Consider the following 25,840-nt stretch of genomic DNA (forward strand, 5'->3'; position numbering starts at 1 on the left):
GGGGCCGATCGACGGGATTTCGTCCCGCCGACCGGCCCCGACCTTCACCGTGCGCGGATCAGGCGCGCGGCTTCTCGCGCATCTCGTACGTCGCGATGACGTCGTCGATCTTGATGTCGTTGAAGTTTCCGAGGTTGATACCACCCTCGAAGCCTTCGCGGATCTCGGTGACATCGTCCTTGAAGCGACGCAGACCGGAGATGTTGAGGTTCTCCGCGATGACCTTGCCATCGCGCAGCAGGCGCGCCTTGGTGTTGCGCTTGACCTCGCCGGACCGGACGAGCACACCGGCGATGTTGCCCAGCTTGGACGAGCGGAAGATCTCGCGGATCTCCGCCGTACCGAGCTCGACCTCTTCGTACTCCGGCTTGAGCATGCCCTTGAGGGCCGCCTCGATCTCCTCGATGGCCTGGTAGATCACCGAGTAGTAGCGGACGTCGACGCCCTCGCGGTCCGCCATCTGGGCCGCGCGGCCCGCAGCGCGGACGTTGAAGCCGATGACGATCGCGTCGGAGCCGGTCGCCAGGTCGATGTCCGACTCGGTGACGGCACCCACGCCGCGGTGCAGGACGCGGATGTCGACCTCTTCGCCGACGTCGAGCTGGAGCAGCGAGGACTCGAGAGCCTCCACCGAACCGGACGCGTCGCCCTTGATGATGAGGTTAAGTTCCTGCACCAGACCGGCCTTGAGGGCCTCGTCCAGGTTCTCCAGGGAGAACCGGACGCCACGCCGCGCGAAGTTGGCGTTGCGCTCACGAGCGGCACGCTTCTCGGCGATCTGACGGGCCGTACGGTCCTCGTCGACCACCAGGAAGTTGTCGCCGGCACCCGGCACGTTGGTGAGACCGAGGACGAGGACGGGGGTCGAGGGACCCGCTTCCTCGACGTTGTTGCCGTTGTCGTCGAGCATCGCGCGGACACGGCCGTACGCGTCGCCGACGACCATCGTGTCGCCGATGCGCAGCGTGCCGCGCTGGACGAGGACGGTCGACACGGCACCGCGGCCACGGTCGAGGTGCGACTCGATCGCAATACCCTGCGCGTCCTGCTCCGGGTTGGCCCGCAGGTCGAGCGAGGCGTCCGCGGTCAGGACCACGGCCTCGAGCAGGGAGTCGATGTTGAGACCCTGCTTGGCGGAGATGTCGACGAACATCGTGTCGCCGCCGTACTCCTCGGCCACCAGACCGAACTCGGTGAGCTGACCGCGCACCTTGGTCGGGTCGGCACCCTCGACGTCGATCTTGTTGACCGCGACGACGATCGGCACGTTGGCCGCCTTCGCGTGGTTCAGCGCCTCGATCGTCTGCGGCATGACACCGTCGTTGGCCGCCACCACGAGGATCGCGATGTCGGTCGACTTGGCACCACGGGCACGCATGGCGGTGAACGCCTCGTGACCCGGGGTGTCGATGAAGGTGATGCGGCGCTCTTCTTCGTTGACCTCGGTGGAGACCTGGTACGCACCGATGTGCTGCGTGATACCGCCGGCCTCGCCCGCGACGACGTTCGTCTTGCGGATGGTGTCGAGCAGTCGGGTCTTACCGTGGTCGACGTGACCCATGACGGTCACGACCGGCGGACGCGCGACGAGGAACTCCTCGCCACCCTCGTCCTCGCCGAACTCGATGTCGAAGGACTCGAGCAGCTCGCGGTCCTCCTCCTCGGGGCTGACGATCTCGAGGATGTAGTTCATCTCATCCGCGAGGAGCTTCAGCGTCTCGTCGGAGACGGACTGCGTGGCAGTGACCATCTCGCCGAGGTTCATCATCACGGCGACGAGCGACGCCGGGTTGGCGTTGATCTTCTCCGCGAAGTCGGTGAGGGAGGCACCGCGCGACAGACGGACGGACTGTCCGTTGCCGCGAGGCAGCATGACGCCGCCCACCGACGGGGCCTGCATGGCCTCGTACTCCTGGCGCCTCTGCCGCTTCGACTTACGGCCACGACGGGCGGGCCCACCGGGACGGCCGAACGCACCCTGCGTGCCACCACGGGCACCGGGACCACCGGGACGACCGCCACCGGGACGACCGGCGAAACCGCCACCGCCACCGGGACGACCGGCGAAACCGCCACCGCCACCACCGGGACGACCGGCGAAACCGCCACCGCCGCCACCGGGACCGGCCGGACGACCGGCGAAGCCGCCGCCACCGGGACGACCGCCGCCGCCACCCGGACGACCGCCGCCGCCGGGACCACGGCCACCGCCGGGGCCACCACCGGGACGCGGGCTGCCGGCAGCGGGACGCTGCGGCATCATGCCCGGGTTCGGACGGTTACCACCGGGGGCACCACCCGGACGCGGAGCGCCGGCCTGCGGACGGGGCATGCCGCCCGGAGTCGGACGGGCGCCGCCCTGACCCTGCGGACGCGGGGCGCCACCGGGGCCACCCTGCGGGCGCGGGCCGCCGGGGCCACCCTGGCCGCCGCCGGGACGCGGGGCACCGCCGGGACGGGGCGCCTGGGGGCGCGCCATGCCGGTGGAGCCACCAGAGGTGAACGGGTTGTTACCGGGACGCGGGCCGGCGGGACGACCGCCGGGACGCTGGCCCTGACCCTGGCCGCCGGGGCGCGGGGCACCCTGACGGTCGCCGCGGTCGCCGCGACCCTGGCCCTGCCCCTGAGCGGGACCGGCCGGACGGGCGCCACCGGGCTTGGGGGCACCGGGACGGGCACCCGGACGCGGACCGGCTGCCGGGGAGGCCGCGGGGGCCTGGGCAGCGGGAGCGGCCGGAGCCGCGGGCGGCGCCGTGAACTCGGGCGCGGCCGGGGCCGGAGCCGCGGGACGCGGAGCCGGCTTCGGGCCGGGCGTCGGACGCTGACCGGCGGCCGGGGTCACCGGGGCGGCGGCAGCGGGCTTCTCCGCGGCGGCAGGCTTGGGAGCCGGCGGGCGCGGAGCAGCAGGCTTTGCGGCCTGCGCCGGAGACGGGGTCGGACGGGCCGGCGAGGGCTTCGCGGGCGCGGCCTTGCGGGCGGCGGGCTTGCCGCCGCCACTGCCCTGCTGGAGGGCGTCAGTCAGCTTGCGTACTACAGGCGCCTCGATCGTCGAGGACGCCGAACGGACAAATTCACCGAGTTCTTGGAGCTTGGCCATGACGACCTTGCTCTCCACCCCGAACTCCTTGGCGAGTTCGTATACCCGGACCTTAGCCACTTCGCTCCTTTTAGGTCCGGGTTACGCCGGACCGTCGCTACTTCATGGGCGTACTCATCGCGTGCTCATCGAGTGCTCATCGCAATCTCGACCTACTTCCAACTCGCGGGGGTACCAGGACCGCACGGGGTCCCGTACGGCACGTTCTACGGTGTTACCTGCTCGACGCGGTGGCGCAGTGCCTCCGTATCGAACGGTCCAGGGGCTTTGAACGCCCGCTGGAACGCCCGGCGGCGGACCGCCAGGTCGAGACAGACCAGGGCGGGATGCACATACGCACCCCGGCCGGGCAGCGTACCGCGACGATCGGGGACACATTCACCCTCGATCACCACGATGCGCAGCAGATCGCTCTTGGCCGTTCGCTCCCGGCATCCCACACACGTGCGCTCTGGGCATGCACCGGCATGCGTCCGGCCAGACACGCTTAAGTCTACCTCCCCGCACCGACCTCACCCCTTTGGGGCAAAAATCGAACGGTTGTTGTCGTGATCTTTGTGGTGGCTACTCCGCCGACTGCTGCTCGGTGTCCGGACGGATGTCGATCCGCCAGCCCGTGAGCCGCGCGGCGAGGCGGGCGTTCTGGCCCTCCTTGCCGATGGCGAGCGACAGCTGGTAGTCCGGCACGATCACCCGTGCCGAGCGGGCAGCCATGTCCACGACCTCGACCTTGGACACGCGTGCCGGGGACAGGGCGTTGGCCACCATGTCGGCCGGGTCGTCGGACCAGTCGACGATGTCGATCTTCTCGCCGTTGAGCTCGGCCATGACATTGCGCACACGGCCGCCCATCGGGCCGATGCAGGCGCCCTTGGCGTTCAGGCCGGAGCGGGTCGAGCGGACCGCGATCTTCGTGCGGTGCCCGGCCTCGCGCGCGATGGCGGAGATCTCCACGGAGCCGTCGGCGATCTCGGGGACCTCGAGCGCGAACAGCTTCTTCACCAGGTTCGGGTGCGTGCGGGACAGAGTGACGGAAGGACCGCGCACACCCTTCGCCACGCGCACCACGTACGAGCGAAGGCGCAGGCCGTGCTGGTACTCCTCGCCCGGGACCTGCTCCTGCACCGGCAGGATGGCCTCGAGCTTGCCGATGTCGACGAGCACGTTCTTCGGGTCGCGGCCCTGCTGGACCACGCCTGTCACGATGTCGCCCTCGCGGCCGGCGTACTCGCCGAGCGTCGCGTCGTCCTCGGCGTCGCGCAGCCGCTGCAGGATGACCTGCTTCGCGGTCGTCGCGGCGATACGGCCGAAGTCGGACGGGGTGTCGTCGAACTCCCGGGCCTCCTGGCCCTCTTCGAGGTCCGCCGGGTCCTCCTTCGCCCACACCGTCACATGTCCGCTCTCACGGTCGAGGCGCACGCGCGCGTGGCGACGGCTTCCCTCGGTGCGGTGGTAGGCGATGAGGAGGGCCGACTCGATCGCTTCGACCAGCAGGTCGAAGGAGATCTCCTTCTCTCGCACCAGACCCCGCAGGGCGCTCATGTCGATGTCCACGGCTACGCCTCCTCTGCATTCTCTTCGTTCTTGTTCTTACGGTTGAACTCGACCTGGACGCGCGCCTTGGCGATGTCGTCGAAGGTGAGCCTGCGGGCGGTGGGCTTGCGCCCCTTCACGCCGGGCACCTCGAGGTCCAGGCCCTCGTCGTCGACCTTCAGGATCCGCGCGACGAGCTCGGTGTCGGCGCCGTCGGCCAGCTGGAACTTCACCAGGCGGTCGATCGCACGCAGGTAGTGCCGGTGCTCGGTGAGCGGCCGCTCGGCGCCCGGGGTGCCGACCTCGAGGTCGTACTCGCCCTCGCCCATGGCGTCCGTCTCGTCGAGCTTCGCCGAGAGCGCGCGGCTCACATCGGCGACCTGGTCCAGATCGGCTCCGGAATCGGAGTCGACGACGACTCGCAGCACGCGCTTACGTCCGACCGATGCCACTTCGATCTCTTCGAGATCGAGGCCCTGGGAGCTCACGAGCGGTTCCAGTAGTGACCGCAGCCTCTCGCTCTGGGTGGTGCTCATCCGGGTGACTCCTCGGCCGCGTGTGCTGTTGTGGTCTCGTCGTGCGTCAGGTCAAAGGGTATCCGGTCCGGGGGGGTGTTGCCGTCCACCAGGCAGGGGCCGAAGGTACGGTGATCACCGGGCCTGCCGCCCGCCGCTCCTGCTGAATCCTTCCTGCCACCCTTCCTGCCGAGGACGTCTGCCGTGCCGTTGACCACTGGGGCCCCCGCCGGGCCGCGTAGAAGGAGCCTGCTGGCCTCGGTGGCCGGGGCCGCGCTCCTGACGGGCTGTTCCGACGCCGAGGACCCCGCGTCGGACGGTGCCACGGGCGGCCGCAGCGCCTCCGCCACGCAGCGGATAAAGGCGCGCGCCGCCCGCGACAGCGGCGACCTGCTCGACCGTTACGAGGCCGCGCTTGCGGCCCATCCGGCCCTGGCCGCACGGCTCGGCCCGTTGCGCGACGAGGTGGCCCGGCACGCGAAGACCTTCGGTGCGCCGGCTCGCCCGGCCGCGCAGGCCTCTCCCTCGCCGTCCGCGTCACCGGCCTCCGAGAAGGACACGGTGAGCGCACTGGCGAAGGCCGAGCGGGACATCGCCGACCGCCGTGCGGCCGCCCTGGTCGAAGCCCCCGCCGAACTGGCGCGACTGCTGGCCTCGGTGGCCGCCGCGGGCGCCGGCCACGCGTATCTGCTGACGAAGGACTGACATGGCCGACATGCGCGACAAGGACGACAGCGACAAGCGGCTCCTCACCGCGGTCCAGGCCGCACTGGCCGCCGAGCATGCCGCGGTGTACGGCTATGGCGTCGTCGGCGGCCGGATAAGCGAGGCCCGCAAGCCCGAGGCGCGCACCGCCTACGACTCCCACCGGGCGCGCCGCGACGACCTGCGGCGGACGGTCCGCGACCTCGGCGGCGACCCCGAGCCGTCCGCGGGCGCCTACGCGCTGCCCTTCCCCGTACCGGACTCGGCGGCGGCCGCGCGGCTCGCGGCGGACATCGAGGACCGTGTCGCCGGGGTCTACTCGGACCTGGTGCGGGCCTCCGAGGGCGCACGGCGCAGGGGGGCGGCGGACGCGCTGCGGGAGGCGGCGGTGCGGGCGGTGCGCTGGCGGGGCGGCAGCGTAGCCTTCCCTGGTCTCGCCGAGCGGTCCGTGGCGCCCGAAGCGTCCGCGACACCGCAGGCGTAGCCGGCAGGGTCACACGTACGGTCCGCGGTCACGGGGACGGTCACGGGGAAGGGAGTTACTCACGCATGTCTTTCGAACCGCCGAAGCGGCTGGTCAACGCGCTCGGCGAGGTGCGGGACGAGGGGGCGTCGGCGTGGCTGGCGAGGCTGCCGGAGATTCTTCAGGAGGCCGTGGAACGGCTTGAGTTGACGGTCGAGCGGGTGCATGTGCCGGGCGGGCGCAGCAGCCTCGTCGTCCTGGTGCGGCGGGCCGACGGGTCGCCCGCCGTCCTCAAGCTGGCGCCGGAACGCTACCGCCCGGAGGCCGAGCACGCGGCTCTCACCCACTGGAACGGCTTCGGGGCGGTGCAGCTCCTCGGCGACGGGGGCGACCTGCTCCTGGAGCGGCTGCACCCCGAGGTGTCGGTGCGCTCGCTGCCCGAGGCGAAGGCGCTGTTGGAGGCGGCCGGCACCCTGCGCAGGCTGTGGGTGGACCCGCCGCCCTGGCGGTCCTGCGAGACGGTCGCCGACCGGACGGGCCGTCAGGCCGGGGCGATGCGGGCCACCGCCGCCGCGGAGCCGGATGTCGTGCCCCTGGTCGACGCGGCGCTCACGGCGCGGGACGAGCTGCTCGTGGCCCCGCCGGAGGTGCGGCTGCTGCACGGGACGTTCCGGCAGAGCAAGGTGCTGGCCGGGGAGCGGACGCCGTGGCTCGCGGTCGGGCCCGACCCGGTCGTCGGCGAGTGCGCCTTCGATCTCGCGCGGCTCGTCAGGGACCGGGTGGAGGATCTGATCGCGTCGCCGTCCGGTGCGGCGACGACGCGGCGGCGCGTGAAGCGGCTCGCGGAGTCCCTCGAGGTGGACCAGGAGCGGCTGCGCGGCTGGACGCTTTTCCGTGCGGTGGAGTCCGGTGTCCGGGCCCTGCGCGTGGGTCGTGGGCGGGACGCGGAGTTGTTGCTGGAGTTCGCGAGCTGGCTCTGACGGTTCTCGCGTGCGGGCCGGACGGGCACGTCGCGGAACATGACTGAGGGCCGGGACATCGCGTCCCGGCCCTCAGTGCTCTCGTATCAGGCGGTGAGGCGCGCGATGGCCTCCTCGACCGTCACTTCCTCGCGCTCGCCGGTCTTGCGGTCCTTCAGTTCCACGATGCCCTCGGCCGAGCGGCGGCCGGCGACGAGGATCTGCGGGACACCGATCAGTTCGGCGTCGGTGAACTTCACGCCCGGCGAGACACCGGCGCGGTCGTCGACCAGGACGCGGACTCCGGCGGCGCCCAGCTTCTGGGAGACGTCGAGCGCCAGCTCCGTCTGGAGGGCCTTGCCGGCGGCGACCACGTGGACGTCGGCCGGGGCGATCTCCTTGGGCCAGCACAGGCCCTTGTCGTCCGCGGTCTGCTCGGCGAGGGCGGCCACGGCGCGGGAGACGCCGATGCCGTACGAGCCCATGGTCACGCGGACCGGCTTGCCCTGGTTGCCGAGGACGTCGAGCTGGAAGGCGTCGGCGTACTTGCGGCCGAGCTGGAAGATGTGGCCGATCTCGATGGCGCGGTCCAGACGCAGGCCGGTGCCGCACTTGGGGCAGGGGTCGCCCGCCTCGACCACGACGACGTCGAGGTAGTCGTCGACCTCGAAGTCTCGGCCCGCGACGACGTTCTTCGCGTGCTTGCCGGGCTTGTTGGCGCCGGTGATCCAGGCCGTGCCGGCGGCGATGCGCGGGTCGGCGATGTAGCGGACCTTCTCCAGGCCCTGCGGGCCCACGTAGCCGCGTACGAGGTCGTCGCGGCCCTCGAAGTCCTCGGCCGTGACGAGCTCGACGACGGCCGGGGAGAGGTGCTCGCCGAGCTTGCCGAGGTCCACCTCGCGGTCGCCGGGCACGCCCACGGCGACGATCTCGCCGTCGACCTTGACCAGGAGGTTCTTCAGGGTCTCCGAGGCCTGGACGCCGAGGTGGGCGGCGAGGGTCTCGATGGTCGGGGTGTCGGGGGTGTCGAGCTCCTCGACGGCCGGGTGCTCGGCGCTCGCGGGGACCGGCGCGGCGAAGGTGACGGCCTCGGTGTTGGCGGCGTAGTCGCAGGCCGGGCAGTCGACGAAGGTGTCCTCGCCGGCCGGGGCCGGGGCGAGGAACTCCTCGGAGGCCGAGCCGCCCATCGCGCCGGAGACGGCGGAGACGATGCGGTGGTCGAGGCCGAGGCGCTCGAAGATCTTGATGTACGCATCGCGGTGCAGGGCGTACGACTCGGCCAGGCCCTCGTCGGTGGTGTCGAAGGAGTACGAGTCCTTCATGAGGAACTCGCGGCCGCGCAGGATGCCGGCGCGCGGGCGGGCCTCGTCGCGGTACTTGGCCTGGATCTGGTAGAGGATCACGGGCAGGTCCTTGTAGGACGAGCACTGGTCCTTGACCAGCTGCGTGAAGATCTCCTCGTGGGTCGGGCCGAGGAGGTACTCCGCGCCCTTGCGGTCCTTGAGGCGGAACAGCTCGGGGCCGTACTCCTCCCAGCGTCCCGTCGCCTCGTAGGGCTCCTTGGGCAGCAGGGCGGGGAGCAGGACCTCCTGGCCGCCCATGTCGTCCATCTCCTCGCGGACCACGCGGGCGACGTTCTCGAGGACCTTCTTGCCCAGCGGCAGCCAGGACCAGATGCCGGCGGCCGTGCGGCGCACGTACCCGGCACGGACGAGCAGCTTGTGGTTGAGCGTCTCGGCGTCGGCCGGGTCGTCACGCAGTGTCTTGACCATCAACCGGGACATGCGCTGGACCTGGGCCATGATTTTGACTCCTGCTGCGAAAGGTAGGGATGTGCAGGAGGTTAGCCGGGTCCGTCCCGCGCCCGGAAATCGGCTGCCTTCAGCGACGCAGCGGGAGCGGTGCGCCCATGACCGCGTAGGGCCGGGGAGCGCTGGGGAAGAGGACCTGCCGGGCGAGGTCCTCGTAGCCGAGCGAGTGGTACAGGCCGCGGGCCGGGCTGTCGAAGTCGATGGCCGAGAGGATCGACCTGGGCTCGTCGGCGCTGTCCGTGATGGTCGTGATGAGGGACCGGCCGATCCCGCGGTTCTGGTAGCGGGGGTGGACGTGCAGCTCGGTGATCACGAAGGAGTCGTCGAGCCATCCGTCCAGTGAGCGCGAGCGCAGATAGGGCTCCACCACGGTGGACCACCAGTGGGCGCGGTCGTTCGGCATGCCGTAGACGAAGCCGACGAGTCGGCCGCCCCCGGTGTGGGCGCCGAGGGCGCGCGCTCCGGGGTACACGAGGTGCCGCAGCACGATCTGGCGGCGCACGGCGATCTCGTCGTCGCTCAGGCCGAAGGCGTACGCCTGCACGGCCAGTGCCTCGTCGACGTGTGCCGCGAGGTCGAGAGGCCCGATGGTGACGACGTCGTCCTGGGTCATGACGGGGAGACTACAGGGCCGTCCGACGGCCCTCGCCTGATCAGACGGGCAGCCGTGGAACGCTGTCGAGCAGCCGCCGTGTGTAGGGGTGTTCGGGCGATCCGAGCACGTCACGGGTCTCGCCCTGCTCGACGACGCGTCCGCGTTCGAGCACGGCGGTCCGTTCGCACAGGGCGGCCACGACGGACAGGTCGTGGGAGACCATGACGATGGTCAGGCCCCGCTCCCGCTTGAGCTCGCCGAGCAGGTCGACGACCTTGACGCGGGTGGTGACGTCGAGCGCGCTGACGGGTTCGTCGGCGAGCAGGACGCGCGGGTCGCACACGGTGGCCCGGGCGATGGCGATGCGCTGGCGCTGGCCGCCGGAGAACTCGTGCGGGTAGCGCGACGCCGCGTCCGCCGGGAGCCCGACCTGTTCGAGGGCCTCGGCGACCTTCGCGTGTGCGGCGGCGCCGGTGGCCACGCCGAGCGAGCGCAGCGGTTCGGCGACGATGCGGCCGATGCGCCGGCGCGGGTCGAGGGAGGCGTAGGGGTCCTGGAAGACGCACTGCACAGAGCGCCGGAAGCGCCGCATCTGCTCGCGGTCGCCGAGCCGCAGCGGGTCCCCGTCGAAGCGGACCGTGCCGGTGCTGGGGCCGGCGAGGCCGAGCAGCAGCCGGAGCAGGGTGGTCTTGCCTGCCCCCGATTCGCCGACGAGCGCGAGGCTGTGGCCCGCGTCGACCTTGAGGGAGACGTCCTCGACGACGGGCGCCGCGCTCCCCCGGTAGGTGTGTCCGACCGAGTCGAGTTCCAGTACGGCGGTCATCGGGGCTCTCCCAGGTCGAGGGCGGATTCGAGCTTCCGCGCGCTGTCGACGAGCGCCTTCGTGTACGCCTGCCGGGGCGCGCGCACCAGGTCGCGTACCGTCCCGTCCTCGACGGCGCGCCCGTCCTTCATCACGAGGACGCGGTCGGTGACCCGCGAGACGACGGCCAGGTCGTGGCTGACGAAGAGGACGGCCATGTCGCGCTCGCCGACGAGGGTGTCGAGCAGGACGAGCATCTCGGACTGCACGGTGACGTCGAGCGCGGTGGTCGGCTCGTCGGCGATGAGCAGGCCGGGGTCGCAGGCGAGCGCCATGGCGAGGGCCACGCGCTGGCGCTGGCCGCCGGAGATCTCGTGCGGGAACGCGCGGGCGATGCGCCCGGGTTCGGGCAGCCTGACCTGGTCGAGGGCTTCGGCGACGGCCTTGCGCAGCGCGTCGCCCTTGAGGCCGCGGCGGCGGCGCAGCGGTTCGGCGAGCTGCCTGCCCACGCGCATGAGCGGGTCGAGCGCGGTGAGCGGTTCCTGGAAGACGATCGCGGCGGCGCGGCCGCGTACGTCGACGAGCCGCTTCTCGCCGGCGCCGACGATCTGGGTGCCGTCGAGTTCGACGCTGCCCGTGGCGGTCATCCCGTCGGGGAGCAGGCCGAGCACGGCGAGGGTGGTGAGTGACTTGCCGGACCCGGACTCGCCGATGAGGCCGAGCCGTTCGCCCCGGTCCACGGAGAAGCTGAGGCCGGAGACGAGGTCGCGGCCGTCGCCGGTGCGGATGGTGAGGTCGCGTACGTCGAGCAGGCTCATGCCGCTGTCCTCCTGCGCCGGGCCGGGTCGAAGGTGTCGCGCAGGCCGTCGGCGACGAGGTTGACGCCGATGACGAGCAGGACGAGGAGGATGCCGGGCGCGAGGGCGCCCGCCGGCGCGGTCGTGAACGTGGCCTGGGCCTCCTGGAGCATGCGTCCCCACGAGGCGTTGGGCGGCGGGGCGCCGAGGCCGAGGTAGGACAGGCTCGCCTCGGCGAGGACGGCGAGTCCGAACTGGAGCGCCAGATTGACCGAGAGCGTCGGCCAGATGTTGGGCAGCACGTGCTCCCCGACGATCCGCGGCCAGGACGTGCCGGAGGTGCGTGAGGCGGTGATGTAGTCCTGCGCGAGGACGCGTTTGGCCAGGATCCGGGTCAGGCGCGCGACGATCGCGCTCTGGGCGAGGCCGATCGCGATGATCGCCGAGGTGAGGGTCGCCGAGCGGGCGGAGACGATCAGCATGGCGAGCAGCAGCGTCGGGAACGCGATGAGGATGTCGAGCAGAGCCGAGACGGTGTCGTCGAACCAGCCCTGCGCGAACGCCGCCAGGAGGCCGAGCGTGATGCCGACGACGGCCGCGATCAGGACGGACCCGAGCCCGGCCGCGATCGCGATCCGGGACCCGGTCATGAGCTGCGTCAGCAGGTCGCGGCCGAGCTTGTCGGTGCCGATCAGGTGTCCGTCACCCGGCCCGGCGAGGCGTCCGCCGGAGGTGTCCGAGGGGTCGTACGGCAGCCAGAAGAGGGAGACGAGTGCGATGAGGGCGATGAGTCCGGCGAGGACGCACCCCGTCCACAGGGTCGCGGAACGCTTCATCGGGCGCCTCCGGAGAGCCGGTTGCGCAGCCGTGGGTCGATGATCCGCTGCACGAGGTCGGCGGCGAAGCCGATGAGCAGCACGGCGAGGGTGGAGACGAACAGGACGCCCTGGATGACGGGGTAGTCGTGCTGGGCGATGCCGGTGGCGAGCAGGGAGCCGAGCCCCGGCAGCGCGAACACGGACTCGACGACGACCGCGCCGAGCAGGGTCGACGCCAGTTCGATGCCGAGGATCGAGATGACCGGCACGGAGGCGTTGCGCAGTCCGTGGCGCCACATGGCCTGCCCGAAGGACGAGCCGAGGGCGCGCGAGGTGCGCAGGAAGTCGCTGTCGAGGACGTCGAGCGTCGCCGATCTGACGTAGCGGATCAGGGACGCCGACATGACCAGGGCGATGGTCACGACGGGCAGCACGAGTGAGCGGATCGCCTGTGCGGGGTCGGACCAGCCGTCCTGCGGGAAGCCGCCGGACGGCAGCCAGCCCGCGTTCAGCGCGAACACGACGATGAGGACCATGCCGAGCCAGAACACCGGTACGGCGATGCCCAGTTGGGACACCCCGCTGAGCAGGGCGCCGTACCAGGTCCGGCGCTTGTACGCGGCGACGAAGCCGGCCGGGACCGCGATCAGCACGGCGAGCACGAACGCGGACAGGGTCAGCGGCAGGGTCACGCTCAGGCGCTGGACGACCTCGGGTCCGACGGGCAGCGAGCTGACGAAGGACGTGCCGAGGTCGCCGGTCGCGAGCTGCCCGGTCCAGTGGGTGAACTGCTCGAGGAGCGGTCGGTCGGATCCGATGGAGTGCCGTGCCGCCGCGATCTGCTCCGGCGAGGCGCCCACGGAGGTGAGGGCGTTCGCCGGGTCGCCGGGCAGCATCCTCAGGAGCACGAACAGGACGATGCTCGCGAGGACCAGGGAGACGACGAGGAAGGCGAGGCGGCGCAGGAGATAGCCGGTCATCAGCCCTTCTTTATGTCGTACGCGAAGAACTGAGAGTTCAGGCCGTTGAGCGGGTAGCCGGACAGCTTGCTGTTGGCGACGACGATCTGCGGGTACAGGTACAGCCAGTCGCTGGCGGCGTCCTCGGCGGTCTTGCGGTTGACCTTCTTGAGGATGTCGGTCTGCTGCTGCGTCGACGACGCCTTCTCGGCGTCCTCGACCCACTTGACGACCTGCTTGTTGTCGTAGCCCCAGTAGAAGTCGGGGTTGCCGTACCAGACGACGTCACGGTCGTTCACGTGCTCCTGGAGCGTGGCCGAGAAGTCGTGGTTCTTGTAGACCTTCGTGTACCACTCGTCGGGCGTGATCGTGTTGATCTTGACGGTGATGCCGACCTTGGCGAGCTGCGACTTGATGAAGGTGGCGGCCGTCGGGTGCGGGTCGTAGTTCGGGGTGTCCAGCGTGAAGCTGAAGCCCTTCGCGTAACCGGCCTCCTTGAGCAGCTTCCTGGCCTCGGCCGGGTCGTACGCGTTGACCTTGGTCAGGTCCTCGTACCAGGGGTCGGTGGGCGGCACCATCGACCCGATCTCCTTGCCGTATCCGCCCCACACGGACTCGAGGAGCTTCTTGTCGTCGATCGCGGACGAGACGGCCTTGCGGACCTTGACGTCCGTGAAGGGCTTGGCCTTGTCGTTGAAGGCGAGCAGGAGCTTGGTCGTCGAGTTGCCGTCGTTGACCTTGTAGCTCTGGTTGGACTTGAACTGGTCGAGGGCGTCGGGCGACTGCTCGCTGGTGACGACGTCCACGGCGTTCGTCAGCAGCGCGTTGTTCAGCGCGGTCGCGTCCTTGTAGTAGTGGAAGACGACCTGCTTGTTCGTGGCGGCGGTGCCCCAGTAGCCGGGGAAGCGGTCGAGGCCGAGCGCGGAGCCGCGCGTCCACTTGCCCAGCTTGTACGGGCCCGTGCCGTCCTCGGTCGTCTTCAGGTTCTTCGCCTGGTCGTTGATGATCCAGACGTAGGAGAGGTTGTAGACGAAGGAGATCGACTTCTGCTTCAGCGTGACCTTCACGGTCTTCGCATCGGGGGTGTCGACCGCCTTGATGACCTCGAGGTTGGTCTTGCGCGCGGACTGCGAGTCCGGCGCGATCACCTTCTCCAGGCTGTACTTGACGTCCTTGCTGGTCAGCGCCTTGCCGCTGTGGAACTTCACGCCGTCGCGCAGGGTGAAGGTGTAGGTGAGACCGTCGCCGGAGACCTTGTAGTCCTTGGCGAGGAGGTTGTCGACCTTGCCGTCGTCGGTGAGCTTGAACAGGCCCTCGTAGACATTGCCGTTGAGCGCCTCGGTGACGCCCTGGCCGCCGCCTGCGGTGTTGTCCAGGTTCTGCGGCTCGTACAGGGAACCGATGTTGACCGTGGCGTTCTTGTCGTACGAGCCACTGCCGCCGTTGCTGTTGTTGTCGCCGGAGCCGCCGCACGCGGCGAGGGTCACGGCGAGGGCGACGGTGAGGACACCGGCGGACAGGGGCTTCTTGGGGAGGTTCATGGTGGCTGCCTTCGTGCGGAGCGCGGGGAGGGGGAGCGCGGGGATCAGTGCTGGTCGGCGAAGCCGTCGCGGAAGACGGGGAGCTTCTCGCCCGCTTCCACGGGCAGATGGAAGCGGTTCTGCCGCGGCGGCATCGGACAGTTGTACTGATCGGAGAAGCCGCACGGCGGGACGAACGCCCGGTTGAAGTCGAGGCGCACCCGCCCCTCCCCCGTGTGCTCGACGAAGAGGAACCGGCCCGCGCCGTAGGTGGCCGTCCCGTTGGTCGGGTCGCCGAAGACGAGCAGCAGCGTGCCGTCGTCGTCGAAGGCGCTGAGCGTGTAGTCGGTGCCGTCGACGGTGAGCGCGATGTCGCCGGGGACGGCGAGGTCGCGGGTGCCGCCGTTGTCCCGTATGTGCTCGAAGGCGACGCGGCGGCCGTCCTCGACGGGGGTGTACGTGGCGTCCAGGACCCAGGCCGGGTCGAACGGGAACACGTCGGTGCGCTCGAAGTTCTGGATCGCGGGGGACTCGGCGTCCCAGAACCGCAGCGCGTACTCGGGCTCGCCGGTCACCATGTCGGTGCGCTCGACGGTGGTGACGGTCACGCTGTCGCGCTCTCCGGCGCGGGCCGCCGTGAGGTCGGGGCGCTCGCCGGCGGGCAGCCAGCGGGTCTCGACGAGGGCGAGGTTCCCGGTGGGGCCGGTGACGGAGCGGTGCCGCTCTGCACGCCACTCCTCCCAGGCCTGGGAGGGGTCACTGGCACGGTCGGGCATGGCGGCACTCATTCGCGTAGAAACTCATCAGCATCCACGCCGGTGTGCACACGGAGGTTGTTCACACTGGGTGAAGCTTGAACCAAAGGAGCTTCTTTATCTTCCATAAGGAGTACTAATGTCAAATGGCGCCAGAAATGTGAGACAGGTGCCACGGGGAGCGCGCCGACGCGTCAGAACAGGACGCTCATGAAGGCGCCGACTTCCTCGAATCCGACCCGGCGGTACGCGGCCCGCGCCGGGGTGTTGAAGTCGTTCACATACAGGCTGACCTGGGGCGCGAAATCCGCGAGCGCGTAGCGCAGGACGGCCGCCATGCCGGGAGCCGCGAGGCCGCGGCCGCGGTGTTCGGGGGCGATCCACACGCCCTGGATCTGGCAGGCCCGCGACGTCGCGGCACCGATCTCGGCCTTGAAGATCACCTTGCCGTGCTCGTCGAGCCGGGCGAACGAGCGCCCCGAGCCGACCAGCTCGGCCACCCTCGCCTGGTACAGCAGGCCTCCGTCACCGGCGAGCGGCGAGACGCCGACCTCCTCCGTGAACATCGCCACGCACGCCGGCATGATCGTCTCCATCTCGTCCTTGCGGACGCGACGGACATACGGATCCGGGGCGATGTCGCCGGGGAGCCGGTCGGTGACCATGAGGGGCTGCTGGGCGCGTACGTCCCTGGCCGGGCCCCAGTTCGGTTCGAGCAGGCGCCACAGCTGGGCGGTGGGCTCGGCGGGGCCGACGATGGAGGAGCAGCGGCGACCGGCCCTGCGGGCCCGGTCGGCGAACCCGCGCACGGCCCTCGGGGTGGCGCAGATCGGAACCAGGTTCGCGCCCGCGTAGCAGAGGGACTCGAGCATCCCGTCCTCGTACCAGCCCCACATCTCGCCGCCCAGACGCCACGGGTCGAGGCCCGCCACCTGGACGCGGGACGCCACGAAGGCATTGGCAACCGGCTCGCGGTCCAGCACGGCGAGCGCGGCGTCGAGGTCACTCGGTTCGAGGACCCGGGTGGTGGTCTGAGTCAACAACGGGACGGCTCCATCACTCCTTGCGGGCAACGACAACCCGTCGAACACCCTGCTAGCGTCGCCGCGCGCTCGCTCGCGAGCACCGGCCAGGGCTTGACCGTCGCGTCACGGCGAGAAGCCCCTCGGGGCGGAGTCACACGGTCTGCTGATCTCCGTACTTTAGCCGGAGAAGCTGAGCAGCACACCGCGCGCAAGGGACCCGGGCGCCACCTCCGGAGGGGCACTCGGGTCCCTTGCGCCACGTGGTGCGTCAGCTGACGGAGACCTCGGGCTCCCCACTCATGACGCCGTCCTTCTCCATCTGCTCGGCGATCTTCATCGCCTCTTCGATGAGAGTCTCGACGATCTTCGACTCGGGGACGGTCTTGATGACCTCGCCCTTCACGAAGATCTGGCCCTTGCCGTTGCCGGAGGCGACGCCGAGGTCGGCCTCGCGGGCCTCGCCCGGTCCGTTCACGACGCAGCCCATGACGGCGACGCGCAGCGGAACCTCCATGCCGTCGAGGCCCGCGGTGACCTCTTCGGCGAGCTTGTAGACGTCGACCTGGGCGCGTCCGCAGGACGGGCAGGAGACGATCTCCAGGCGGCGCGGCTTGAGGTTGAGCGACTCCAGGATCTGGTTGCCCACCTTGATCTCCTCGACCGGCGGGGCCGACAGGGAGACGCGGATGGTGTCGCCGATGCCCTCGGAGAGCAGCGCGCCGAACGCGACGGCGGACTTGATGGTGCCCTGGAAGGCCGGGCCCGCCTCGGTGACGCCGAGGTGCAGCGGGTAGTCGCAGGCGGCGGCGAGCTGCCGGTAGGCGTTCACCATCACGACCGGGTCGTTGTGCTTGACCGAGATCTTGATGTCGCGGAAGCCGTGCTCCTCGAAGAGGGACGCCTCCCACAGGGCGGACTCGACGAGCGCCTCGGGGGTGGCCTTGCCGTACTTCTTCAGGAGCCGGGCGTCGAGCGAGCCCGCGTTCACGCCGATGCGGATCGGGGTGCCGTGGTCCTTGGCCGCCTGCGCGATCTCCTTGACCTTGTCGTCGAACTGCTTGATGTTGCCCGGGTTCACCCGGACCGCGGCGCAGCCCGCCTCGATGGCGGCGAAGACGTACTTCGGCTGGAAGTGGATGTCCGCGATCACGGGAATCTGTGACTTCTTCGCGATGACGGGCAGCGCGTCGGCGTCGTCCTGCGTGGGGCACGCCACACGCACGATCTGGCAGCCGGACGCGGTGAGCTCGGCGATCTGCTGGAGCGTGGCGCCGATGTCGGAGGTACGGGTCGTCGTCATGGACTGCACCGACACCGGTGCGTCTCCGCCGACCGCCACGGTGCCGACCTGGATCTGCCGGCTCCTGCGGCGCTCGGCGAGCTTGGTCGGAACGGACGGCATGCCGAGAGAAATCGCAGTCATCTGCTGTGCAACCCCAAGGTGTGGAATCGAGACCCGAGACGAAGACACGGATCGGGGTCCCGTGGTGAGCGGGCTCCAGGCTTCGAGATTACGGCACCGGCCTGGCGGCGAGCACATCACGTCGGGAAGTCCACCCAAAGGTAGGTGGCTGGGCACACAGCATGCCCAGCCACCATGAACAGTCGGTAACTACGTGATTTTGACCGGGTTGACGACGTCCGCGATCAGTACCAGGACGGTGAAGCAGACGAAGATCCCGGCCACGACGTAGGCGACGGGCATCAGTTTCGCCACGTCGAAGGGGCCCGGGTCGGGCCGCCTGAAGACCTTCGCCACGTTCCGTCGCAGGGACTCCCACAGGGCGCCGGCGATGTGCCCGCCGTCCAGGGGGAGCAGCGGCAGCATGTTGAAGAGGAACAGCGACAGGTTGAAGCCCGCGACGAGCATCAGGGCCATGCCGAGCTGCTGGGTCGCCGGGATGTCCAGGTTGAAGATCTCCCCGCCGACGCGCGCGGCGCCGACCACGCCCATCGGCGAGTCCGGCTCACGCGGGCCGTCGCCGAAGGCCGCGTCCCACAGGGCCGGGATCTTGCCGGGCAGGGCGGCGAGCGACTGGACGGCGTCGCCGACCCGGTCGCCCATCCACGTCACGGAGTCGCCGAAGTCCTGGCGCACGACACCGGTCGAGGCACTGAAGCCGAGGAATCCGGCGTTGATGTACTGGCCCTGGACGATCTGGCCGCTGCTGTCCTTCTTCGCCACCTGGTTGGTGGCGATCTTGGCGTGCAGGACCTTCTCCTGGCCGTCGCGCAGGACGACGATGTCGACGGTCCTGCCGGGGTTGGCGCGGATCTCGTCGGACAGGGTGTTCCACTGCTCGGTCTTCACACCGTTGAACGAGAGGATCTTGTCCTTGGCCCGCAGTCCGGCCGCGGCGGCCGGGGACGCGGGGTCGGACTTCTTGCACGTGTCGCGGTTCTCGCTCTGCTTGACCACGCACTGCTGGACCGAGCTGACCGTGGTGGTCTGTTGCGTGATGCCGAAGCCCATCAGGACGGTGAAGAAGAGACCGACCGCGAGGATCAGGTTCATGAAGGGGCCCGCGAACATCACGATGACCCTCTTCCACGGCTTGCGCGTGTAGAAGAGCCGCGTCTCGTCGCCCGGCTGGAGCTCCTCGAAGGCCGCCGCCCGCGCGTCCTCGACCATGCTGCGGAACGGCGAGGTGGAGCGGGACTGGATCTTTCCGTCCGGGCCGGGCGGGAACATCCCGATCATGCGGATGTAGCCGCCCAGCGGGATCGCCTTGACGCCGTACTCCGTATCGCCCTTCTTGCGCGACCAGACGGTCGGGCCGAAGCCGACCATGTACTGCGGCACGCGGATCTTGAAGAGCTTCGCGGTCGACAGATGCCCCAGCTCGTGCCAGGCGATCGAGACGAGGAGTCCGATCGCGAAGACGACTATGCCGAGGATCATCATCAGGGTCGTCATGCACGAGCCTCCGCGGTCGATGTCGCCTGTGCCGTCAGTTCGCGGGCCCGGGCGCGTGCCCAGGTCTCCGCTTCGAGGACGTCCGCGACGGTCAGGGAAGTTCCCGACGTCGTGGTCGAAGGTACGCCGTGTTCCTCGACGACCTTCGTGACGGTCTCCATGATGCCGTTGAACGGCAGCGCGCCGTTCAGGAACGCGTCCACGCACTCCTCGTTTGCGGCATTGAACACTGCCGGGGCCGTGCCCGCGAGCTCGCCGACGTGCCGGGCGAGCCCGACCGAGGGGAAGGCCTCGGTGTCGAGAGGGAAGAACTCCCAGCTCGACGCCTTCGTCCAGTCGAACGCGGGCGCCGCGTCGGGGATCCGCTCGGGCCAGCCGAGGCCGATGGCGATGGGTCCGCGCATGTCGGGCGGCGTGGCCTGGGCGAGGGTGGAGCCGTCCGTGAACTCGACCATGGAGTGCACGTACGACTGCGGGTGCACGACCACCTCGATCCGCTCGAACGGGATGTCGTAAAGGAGGTGCGCCTCGATCACCTCCAGGCCCTTGTTGACGAGAGTCGCCGAGTTGACGGTGATGACCGGGCCCATCGCCCAGGTCGGGTGCGCGAGCGCGTCCTCGGGCGTGACGTGTGCGAGGTCCGCCTTGGTCCGCCCCCGGAAGGGGCCACCGGACGCGGTGACGACGAGCTTGCGGACGTCGGAGCGCTTGCCGGCCGCGAGGGCCTGGAAGAGTGCGGCGTGTTCGGAGTCGACCGGGATGATCTGGCCCGGCTTCGCGAGCGCCTTGACCAGGGGGCCGCCGACGATGAGCGACTCCTTGTTGGCGAGGGCGAGGGTGCGTCCGGCCTCCAGGGCGGCGAGTGTCGGGGCGAGGCCGATGGATCCGGTGATGCCGTTGAGCACCGTGTGGCAGGGGGAGGCGGCGAGCTGGGTGGCCGCGTCGGGGCCCGCCAGGATCTCGGGGAGGGGATCGCCGCCGGCGTACTGGGCCCTCAGGGCCTCGCGCAGGGCAGGCACGACGTCCTCGCGGGCGACCGCGACGGTACGTACGCGCAGCTGCCTGGCCTGCTCGGCGAGCAGGCCGACCCGGCCGCCCGCGGCGGACAGCGCCGTGACCGTGAACCGGTCGGGGTTGCGCAGCACCAGGTCGATGGCCTGGGTGCCGATCGAGCCCGTGGAGCCGAGGATGACGACGTCCCGCGGGCCGTCCGAGCCGGCGGGGTCGAAGACGAGGTGCGGGTCCGCGAGGGGGGATGCGCTGTCGCTCATACCCCCCATTGTGGCGTGGCCTCCGGCCCTCCTGGACAGCGCGTCCCCCGGCGGTTCGTCATGGCCCGGGCCGGCGGGGGCCCTTCGGCCCGGCGGGCGGCGGCGGGGAGCCCGCGGGCGGCTCCACGTCGTCCGGTGCGAGGTCGGCGGGGGCGGCGTTGAAGTCGCCTTCCTGCAGGCCCTCCGCAGTGTCCAGGGTGGGCGCGCTGAAGTGAAGACGGTCGGGGCGCCGCGCCGCGTCGAGGGCGTCGGAGGGGGGTACGTCGGGGGTGGTGTCGAGGTTGAAGACGTAGCCGACGGACTCCTCCTTGATGGCGTCCATCATGGCCGTGAACAGGTCGAACCCCTCGCGTTCGTACTCGAAGATCGGCTCGCGGCCCAGCGTGTAGCGCAGGCCGATGCCTTCGCGGAGGTAGTCCATCTCGTAGAGGTGTTCGCGCCACTTGCGGTCCAGGACGGCGAGGACCACGACGCGTTCCAGATCGCGCAGGACGTCGGCGCCGAGCTCGCTCTCGCGCTCCTCGAAGCGGGCGTGGATGTCGTCGGTGACGGCTTCGACGAGCAGGCCGGCGGTCAGATCGGCACGCCCGCCCGCCCTCTCGACGAGCTCCTCGGGGGTGACGCCGCACGGGTAGAGCTCGTGGAAGGCGGCCCAGAGCGCGTCGAGGTCCCACTCCTCCGAGTAGCCCTCGGCGGTCTCGTTGGTGATGTACGCCTCGATGGTGTCGTCCATGAAGAGGAGGATCTGGGCGCGCAGGTCCTCGCCCTCCAGGACGCGGCGCCGCTCCCGGTAGATGAGGGTGCGCTGCCGGTTGAGGACCTCGTCGAACTTGAGGATGTCCTTACGGGACTCGAAGTGCTGCTGCTCGACCTGGGACTGGGCGGAGGCGATGGCGCGGGTGACCATCTTGGTCTCGATGGGCACGGATGCGGGGACGTCCGCCATCGCCATGACGCGGTCGACGAGCTGGGCGCGGAACAGGCGCATCAGGTCGTCCTCCAGCGACAGGTAGAAGCGGGACGCCCCGGGGTCGCCCTGGCGTCCCGAGCGGCCGCGCAGCTGGTTGTCGATGCGCCGGGACTCGTGCCGTTCGGTGCCGAGGACGTAGAGCCCGCCGAGCTCCTTCACCTCTTCGTGCTCGGCGGCCGCGGACGCGGCGACGCTCTCCTCGACGGCGCGGCGCCGGTCGGGGTCGTCGTCCTCGGCGGGGCCGCGTCCGTCGAGTGCGGCGGCGGTCATCGCCTCCGGGTTGCCGCCGAGCATGATGTCGGTGCCGCGGCCCGCCATGTTCGTGGCGACGGTGACGGCGCCCTTGCGGCCGGCCTGCGCGACGATCTGGGCCTCGCCGCGGTGGTTCTTGGCGTTGAGGACCTCGTGCCGGATGCCTCGCCTGCTGAGCTGCCGGGACAGGAGCTCGGACTTCTCGACGGAGGTGGTGCCGACGAGGACGGGCTGGCCGGCGGCGTGCCTCTCGGCGATGTCCTCGACGATCGCGTCGAGCTTGGCACGCTCGGTGCGGTAGATCAGGTCGGGGTCGTCGCGACGGATCATCGGCCGGTTGGTCGGGATGGGCACGACGTGCAGTTTGTAGATCTGGTGGAACTCGGCGGCCTCGGTCATGGCGGTGCCGGTCATGCCGCCGAGCTTGGAGTAGAGGCGGAAGAAGTTCTGCAGGGTGATCGTGGCGAGCGTCTGGTTCTCGGCCATGACGGCCACCCCTTCCTTCGCCTCGATGGCCTGGTGCAGGCCCTCGTTGTAGCGCCGGCCCGGGAGGAGGCGGCCGGTGTGCTCGTCGACGATGAGGACCTCGCCGTCGAGGACGACGTAGTCCTTGTCGTTCTTGAAGTGCTCCTTGGCCTTGAGCGCGTTGTTCAGGTGCCCGATGAGCGGGGTGTGGGCCGCCTCGTAGAAGTTCTCGATGCCGAGCTGGTCCTCCAGGAAGGAGACGCCGCGGTCCAGGATCGCCACGGTCCGCTTCTTCGGGTCGTACTCGTAGTCGTGCGTGGCCCGCAGCTCGGCGAGGCGGTCCTTGTCGGCCTGGCTGGTGAAGTGCTCGTCCTGGACATGGACGCCGTTCATGTGCTGGACCAGGTGCGCGAAGACGCCGTACCAGCGGGTGGGCTGGTCGGCCGGGCCGGAGATGATCAGCGGGGTGCGGGCCTCGTCGATGAGGATCGAGTCCGCCTCGTCGACGATCGCGAAGTGGTGGCCGCGCTGCACCAGTTCGTCCTTCGACCAGGCCATGTTGTCGCGCAGGTAGTCGAAGCCGAACTCGGTGTTGGTGCCGTACGTGATGTCGCAGGCGTACGCGGCGCGCCGGTCGGCCGGGTCCATGTCGTTCTTGACGACACCGACGGTGAGGCCCATGAACCGGTAGGCCTGGCCCATCCACGCGGCGTCGCGCTCGGCGAGGTAGTCGTTGACGGTGACGAGGTGGACGCCCTTCCCGGCCAGCGCGTTGAGGTAGACGGGCAGGGTCGCGGCCAGGGTCTTGCCCTCGCCGGTCTGCATCTCGGCGATGTTGCCGAGGTGGAGCGCGGCGCCACCCATGAGCTGTACGTCGAAGTGGCGCATGCCGAGCGTGCGGCGCGCGGCCTCGCGGACGGCGGCGAAGGCCTCGGGCATGAGGTCGTCAAGGCTCTCGCCGTCGGTGTGGCGCTGTCTGAACTCTTCGGTGAGGGCCTGGAGCTCGGCGTCGGTGAGCGCGCGGAACTCCTCCTCGACCGAGTTGACCTGGTCGGCGACGCGCTGGAGCTTGCGCAGGATCCTGCCTTCGCCCGCGCGCATGATCCTGGTGGTGATGCGATTGATTCCGGTGTCCGGCACAGGAGCCTCCCCCCTGTACCCAATGTCCGCCTCGTGGCCCTTTGAGGCAAGTAGGCGGGACCGGGTCACCGCCCGGTCATGGTCCGGATGTAGTGACCGAGGCTGGCGCTGAGGACACCGCGCACGTAGAGGATGGCGCCGGCCAGCCCGACGGGGAGGGAGAGCGCGAGGACGGCGAAGATCATCGGCCAGGGTTCGAGGACACAGACGTTGGCGATGCCGTCGTCGTATCCGCTGCGGATCTCCTCGAAGAGGAGCGGGCCGTCGCAGCCGGCGCCGTGTTCGCCACCGGACGCGAGAAGGATGCCCGGCGGCAGCAGGAGCCGGGCCAGGACGTACAGCCACATCAGCGCGGCGACGAGCAGGAGCCGGAAGCCGCGGGTGCGCGTCCTCAGCGCGTTGTCGAGGAACCGTCGTTCCAGGTCGTCGCGGTACTTGCGCTCGTCACGCATCGCCATCTCCCCCGGGGCCTGTGGGCCTTGCGGTGAGCAAGATACCCGCGGGCCCCGGGGCACGGTTCAGCGGATGGGTCGGCGGACGTTCTCCCGCTTCGAGGGGCCGGGGGTCGCGTCCGCGATCCACGCGCCGTCTCCGCTCGGGTCGATGACGCCCTCCTCCAGCCAGGTGTAGGACCCGCCGAGGACACCCTTGGTGACCTTGCGGTCCAGTTCGTCGGTGTTGTGCCACAGGCGCCCGAAGAGTTCGTCGACGCGGACGCGGGACTGGCGGCAGAACGCGTCGGCGAGCTGGTAGGCCTCGCGGCCGTGTTCGCCGGTGGCGCGCAGGTGCTCGGCACGCACGCAGGCCGCGCTCATCGCGAAGAGTTCGGCGCCGATGTCGACGATCCGGCCGAGGAAGCCCTGCTTGGTCTCCATCTTTCCCTGCCAGCGGGACATGGCGTAGAAGGTGGAGCGGGCCAGCTTGCGCGCCGAGCGCTCCGCGTAGCGCAGATGGCCGGAGAGGTCGACGTGGCCTTCAGGGTGGAACTCGCCGTAGGAGTTGGGGAGTTGCCCGGGACCTGCGACGAGTTTCGGCAGCCAGCGTGCGTAGAAGCCGCCGGCCTTCGCGCCCGCCTTCGCCTTGTCGGACAGGGACTTCTCGGGGTCGATCAGGTCACCGGCGACCGACAGGTGCGCGTCCACGGCCTCGCGGGCGATGAGGAGGTGCATGATCTCCGTCGAGCCCTCGAAGATGCGGTTGATCCGCAGGTCGCGCAGGAGCTGCTCGGCGGGGACGGCGCGTTCGCCGCGCGCGGCGAGGGACTCGGCGGTCTCGAAGCCGCGGCCGCCGCGGATCTGGACCAGCTCGTCGGCCATCAGACAGCCCATCTCGGAGCCGTAGAGCTTGGCGAGGGCGGCCTCGATGCGGATGTCGTTGCGGTTCTCGTCGGCCATCTGCGAGGACAGGTCGACGACGGCTTCGAGCGCGAAGGTCGTGGCGGCGATGAACGAGATCTTCTGGCCGACCGCCTCGTGGAACGCGACCGGCTTGCCCCACTGCTCACGGGCGGCCGACCACTCGCGGGCGATCTTCAGGCACCACTTGCCGGCACCCACGCACATCGCGGGCAGCGAGAGCCGGCCCGTGTTGAGCGTGGTGAGGGCGATCTTGAGGCCGGCGCCCTCGGGGCCGATGCGGTTCGCGGCCGGGACCCTGACCTGGTGGAAGCGGGTCACGCCGTTCTCCAGGCCGCGCAGGCCCATGAAGGCGTTGCGGTTCTCGACCGTGATCCCTTCGGAGTCGGCCTCGACGACGAAGGCCGTGATGCCGCCCTTGCGTCCCTCCGCCTTCGGCACCCGCGCCATGACGACGAGCAGGTCGGCGACGACGCCGTTCGTCGTCCACAGCTTCACGCCGTCGAGGACGTACGAGTCCCCGTCGGGCACCGCGGTCGTGGCGAGGCGCGCCGGGTCCGAGCCGACATCGGGTTCGGTCAGCAGGAACGCGGTGATGTCGGTACGGGCGCAGCGCGGCAGGAAGGTGTCCTTCTGCTCCTGCGTCCCGAAGATCTTCAGCGGCTGCGGTACGCCGATGGACTGGTGGGCCGACAGAAGGGCGCCGATCGCGGGGTTCGCGGAGCCGACCAGGGCGAGGGCCTTGTTGTAGTAGACCTGCGTGAGGCCGAGGCCGCCGTACTTGATGTCGATCTTCATGCCGAGGGCGCCGAGCTCCTTGAGCCCGTTGATCACCTCGTCGGGGATGCGCGCCTCGCGCTCGATACGGGCCGAGTCGATGTGTGTCTCGCAGAAGTCGCGCAGCCTGGCGAGGAACTCCTCGCCGCGCCGGACATCCTCGCCCGCCGGCTGCGGATGGGGGTGGATCAGGTCCAGCCTGAAGCGCCCGAGAAAGAGCTCCTTGGCGAAGCTCGGCTTGCGCCAGCCCTGTTCGCGCGCTGCCTCGGCGACCTGCCGGGCCTCGCGTTCCGTCACGGATGGCTGCTGGGAAGTTGGGGCCGCCATGGGGCTCACCTC

General features: G+C 70.2%; 22 protein-coding genes. 3 read left to right on the forward strand and 19 right to left on the reverse strand.

Translation table 11 applies throughout. The annotated features are described in order from the left end of the window. Positions 1–58: 58 nt before the first annotated feature. The 4 genes from infB to rimP all read right to left on the reverse strand — a co-directional run bounded on the left by infB (position 59) and on the right by rimP (position 5,166). Positions 59–3,157, reverse strand: a complete 3,099-nt coding sequence (gene infB / locus OHO83_RS15425; RefSeq protein ID WP_329433861.1) for a translation initiation factor IF-2 — start codon at positions 3,155–3,157, stop codon at positions 59–61. Positions 3,158–3,303: 146 nt separating this feature from the next. Next, complete coding sequence (locus OHO83_RS15430) at positions 3,304–3,582, reverse strand: YlxR family protein (RefSeq protein ID WP_266674728.1); 279 nt, start codon at positions 3,580–3,582, stop codon at positions 3,304–3,306. A gap of 79 nt (positions 3,583–3,661) precedes the next feature. After that, positions 3,662–4,651, reverse strand: a complete 990-nt coding sequence (gene nusA / locus OHO83_RS15435) for a transcription termination factor NusA (protein ID WP_266674726.1) — start codon at positions 4,649–4,651, stop codon at positions 3,662–3,664. A gap of 2 nt (positions 4,652–4,653) precedes the next feature. Beyond that, positions 4,654–5,166, reverse strand: coding sequence for a ribosome maturation factor RimP (rimP, locus tag OHO83_RS15440; RefSeq protein ID WP_266674724.1), 513 nt, complete (start codon positions 5,164–5,166; stop codon positions 4,654–4,656). A 183-nt stretch (positions 5,167–5,349) separates the two neighbouring features. Between rimP and OHO83_RS15445 the strand changes: the two genes are divergently transcribed. From OHO83_RS15445 to OHO83_RS15455, 3 genes are all read left to right on the forward strand, one after another. Next, positions 5,350–5,850 (forward strand): hypothetical protein, encoded by a 501-nt coding sequence (locus OHO83_RS15445; RefSeq protein WP_266674722.1) that lies wholly within the window; start codon positions 5,350–5,352, stop codon positions 5,848–5,850. Between the two features lies 1 nt (position 5,851). Then, a complete protein-coding gene (locus OHO83_RS15450; RefSeq protein ID WP_266674720.1) occupies positions 5,852–6,334 on the forward strand; it encodes a ferritin-like domain-containing protein in 483 nt (160 codons plus the stop codon). Positions 6,335–6,399: 65 nt separating this feature from the next. After that, the gene (locus OHO83_RS15455) at positions 6,400–7,293 is read left to right on the forward strand and encodes an aminoglycoside phosphotransferase family protein (protein WP_266674718.1); all 894 of its coding nucleotides are present in this window, start codon (positions 6,400–6,402) and stop codon (positions 7,291–7,293) included. A gap of 86 nt (positions 7,294–7,379) precedes the next feature. Here the strand turns inward: OHO83_RS15455 and OHO83_RS15460 are convergent, their stop codons facing one another. The 15 genes from OHO83_RS15460 to OHO83_RS15530 form a co-directional block, all read right to left on the reverse strand. Further along, positions 7,380–9,074 (reverse strand): proline--tRNA ligase, encoded by a 1,695-nt coding sequence (locus OHO83_RS15460; RefSeq protein WP_266674716.1) that lies wholly within the window; start codon positions 9,072–9,074, stop codon positions 7,380–7,382. A 79-nt stretch (positions 9,075–9,153) separates the two neighbouring features. Continuing rightward, entirely contained in the window at positions 9,154–9,696 is a 543-nt protein-coding gene (locus tag OHO83_RS15465) for a GNAT family N-acetyltransferase (protein ID WP_266674715.1), read from the reverse strand. Positions 9,697–9,736: 40 nt separating this feature from the next. Beyond that, positions 9,737–10,501 carry an ABC transporter ATP-binding protein gene (locus OHO83_RS15470; RefSeq protein WP_266674714.1) on the reverse strand — a complete coding sequence of 255 codons (765 nt, stop codon included), beginning with the start codon at positions 10,499–10,501 and terminating at the stop codon, positions 9,737–9,739. Continuing rightward, positions 10,498–11,298 (reverse strand): ATP-binding cassette domain-containing protein, encoded by an 801-nt coding sequence (locus OHO83_RS15475; RefSeq protein ID WP_266674713.1) that lies wholly within the window; start codon positions 11,296–11,298, stop codon positions 10,498–10,500. The genes OHO83_RS15470 and OHO83_RS15475 overlap by 4 nt, the downstream gene beginning before the upstream one ends. Next, complete coding sequence (locus OHO83_RS15480; protein ID WP_266674712.1) at positions 11,295–12,113, reverse strand: ABC transporter permease; 819 nt, start codon at positions 12,111–12,113, stop codon at positions 11,295–11,297. The genes OHO83_RS15475 and OHO83_RS15480 overlap by 4 nt, the downstream gene beginning before the upstream one ends. Continuing rightward, entirely contained in the window at positions 12,110–13,075 is a 966-nt protein-coding gene (locus OHO83_RS15485) for an ABC transporter permease (protein ID WP_266674711.1), read from the reverse strand. Before OHO83_RS15485 ends, OHO83_RS15480 begins: the two co-directional genes overlap by 4 nt. Then, a complete protein-coding gene (locus OHO83_RS15490; protein WP_266674710.1) occupies positions 13,075–14,595 on the reverse strand; it encodes an ABC transporter substrate-binding protein in 1,521 nt (506 codons plus the stop codon). The genes OHO83_RS15485 and OHO83_RS15490 overlap by 1 nt, the downstream gene beginning before the upstream one ends. Before the next feature lie 44 nt (positions 14,596–14,639). Beyond that, positions 14,640–15,362 carry a DUF1684 domain-containing protein gene (locus OHO83_RS15495; RefSeq protein ID WP_266674709.1) on the reverse strand — a complete coding sequence of 241 codons (723 nt, stop codon included), beginning with the start codon at positions 15,360–15,362 and terminating at the stop codon, positions 14,640–14,642. Between the two features lie 161 nt (positions 15,363–15,523). Further along, positions 15,524–16,372 carry a GNAT family N-acetyltransferase gene (locus tag OHO83_RS15500; RefSeq protein ID WP_266674708.1) on the reverse strand — a complete coding sequence of 283 codons (849 nt, stop codon included), beginning with the start codon at positions 16,370–16,372 and terminating at the stop codon, positions 15,524–15,526. A 250-nt stretch (positions 16,373–16,622) separates the two neighbouring features. Continuing rightward, a complete protein-coding gene (gene ispG, locus OHO83_RS15505) occupies positions 16,623–17,777 on the reverse strand; it encodes a flavodoxin-dependent (E)-4-hydroxy-3-methylbut-2-enyl-diphosphate synthase (RefSeq protein WP_266674706.1) in 1,155 nt (384 codons plus the stop codon). A gap of 189 nt (positions 17,778–17,966) precedes the next feature. After that, positions 17,967–19,259, reverse strand: a complete 1,293-nt coding sequence (locus tag OHO83_RS15510; protein WP_266676679.1) for a M50 family metallopeptidase — start codon at positions 19,257–19,259, stop codon at positions 17,967–17,969. A gap of 8 nt (positions 19,260–19,267) precedes the next feature. Further along, positions 19,268–20,542, reverse strand: a complete 1,275-nt coding sequence (gene dxr / locus OHO83_RS15515) for a 1-deoxy-D-xylulose-5-phosphate reductoisomerase (RefSeq protein ID WP_266674705.1) — start codon at positions 20,540–20,542, stop codon at positions 19,268–19,270. Between the two features lie 58 nt (positions 20,543–20,600). Continuing rightward, positions 20,601–23,330 carry a preprotein translocase subunit SecA gene (gene secA / locus OHO83_RS15520; protein WP_266676677.1) on the reverse strand — a complete coding sequence of 910 codons (2,730 nt, stop codon included), beginning with the start codon at positions 23,328–23,330 and terminating at the stop codon, positions 20,601–20,603. Positions 23,331–23,434: 104 nt separating this feature from the next. Beyond that, the gene (locus OHO83_RS15525; protein WP_266674704.1) at positions 23,435–23,821 is read right to left on the reverse strand and encodes a hypothetical protein; all 387 of its coding nucleotides are present in this window, start codon (positions 23,819–23,821) and stop codon (positions 23,435–23,437) included. Between the two features lie 66 nt (positions 23,822–23,887). Beyond that, positions 23,888–25,828, reverse strand: a complete 1,941-nt coding sequence (locus tag OHO83_RS15530) for an acyl-CoA dehydrogenase family protein (protein ID WP_266674703.1) — start codon at positions 25,826–25,828, stop codon at positions 23,888–23,890. Positions 25,829–25,840 lie beyond the last annotated feature (12 nt).

Source organism: Streptomyces sp. NBC_00569, assembly GCF_036345255.1.
In the GTDB taxonomy this organism is placed as follows: Bacteria; Actinomycetota; Actinomycetes; order Streptomycetales; family Streptomycetaceae; genus Streptomyces.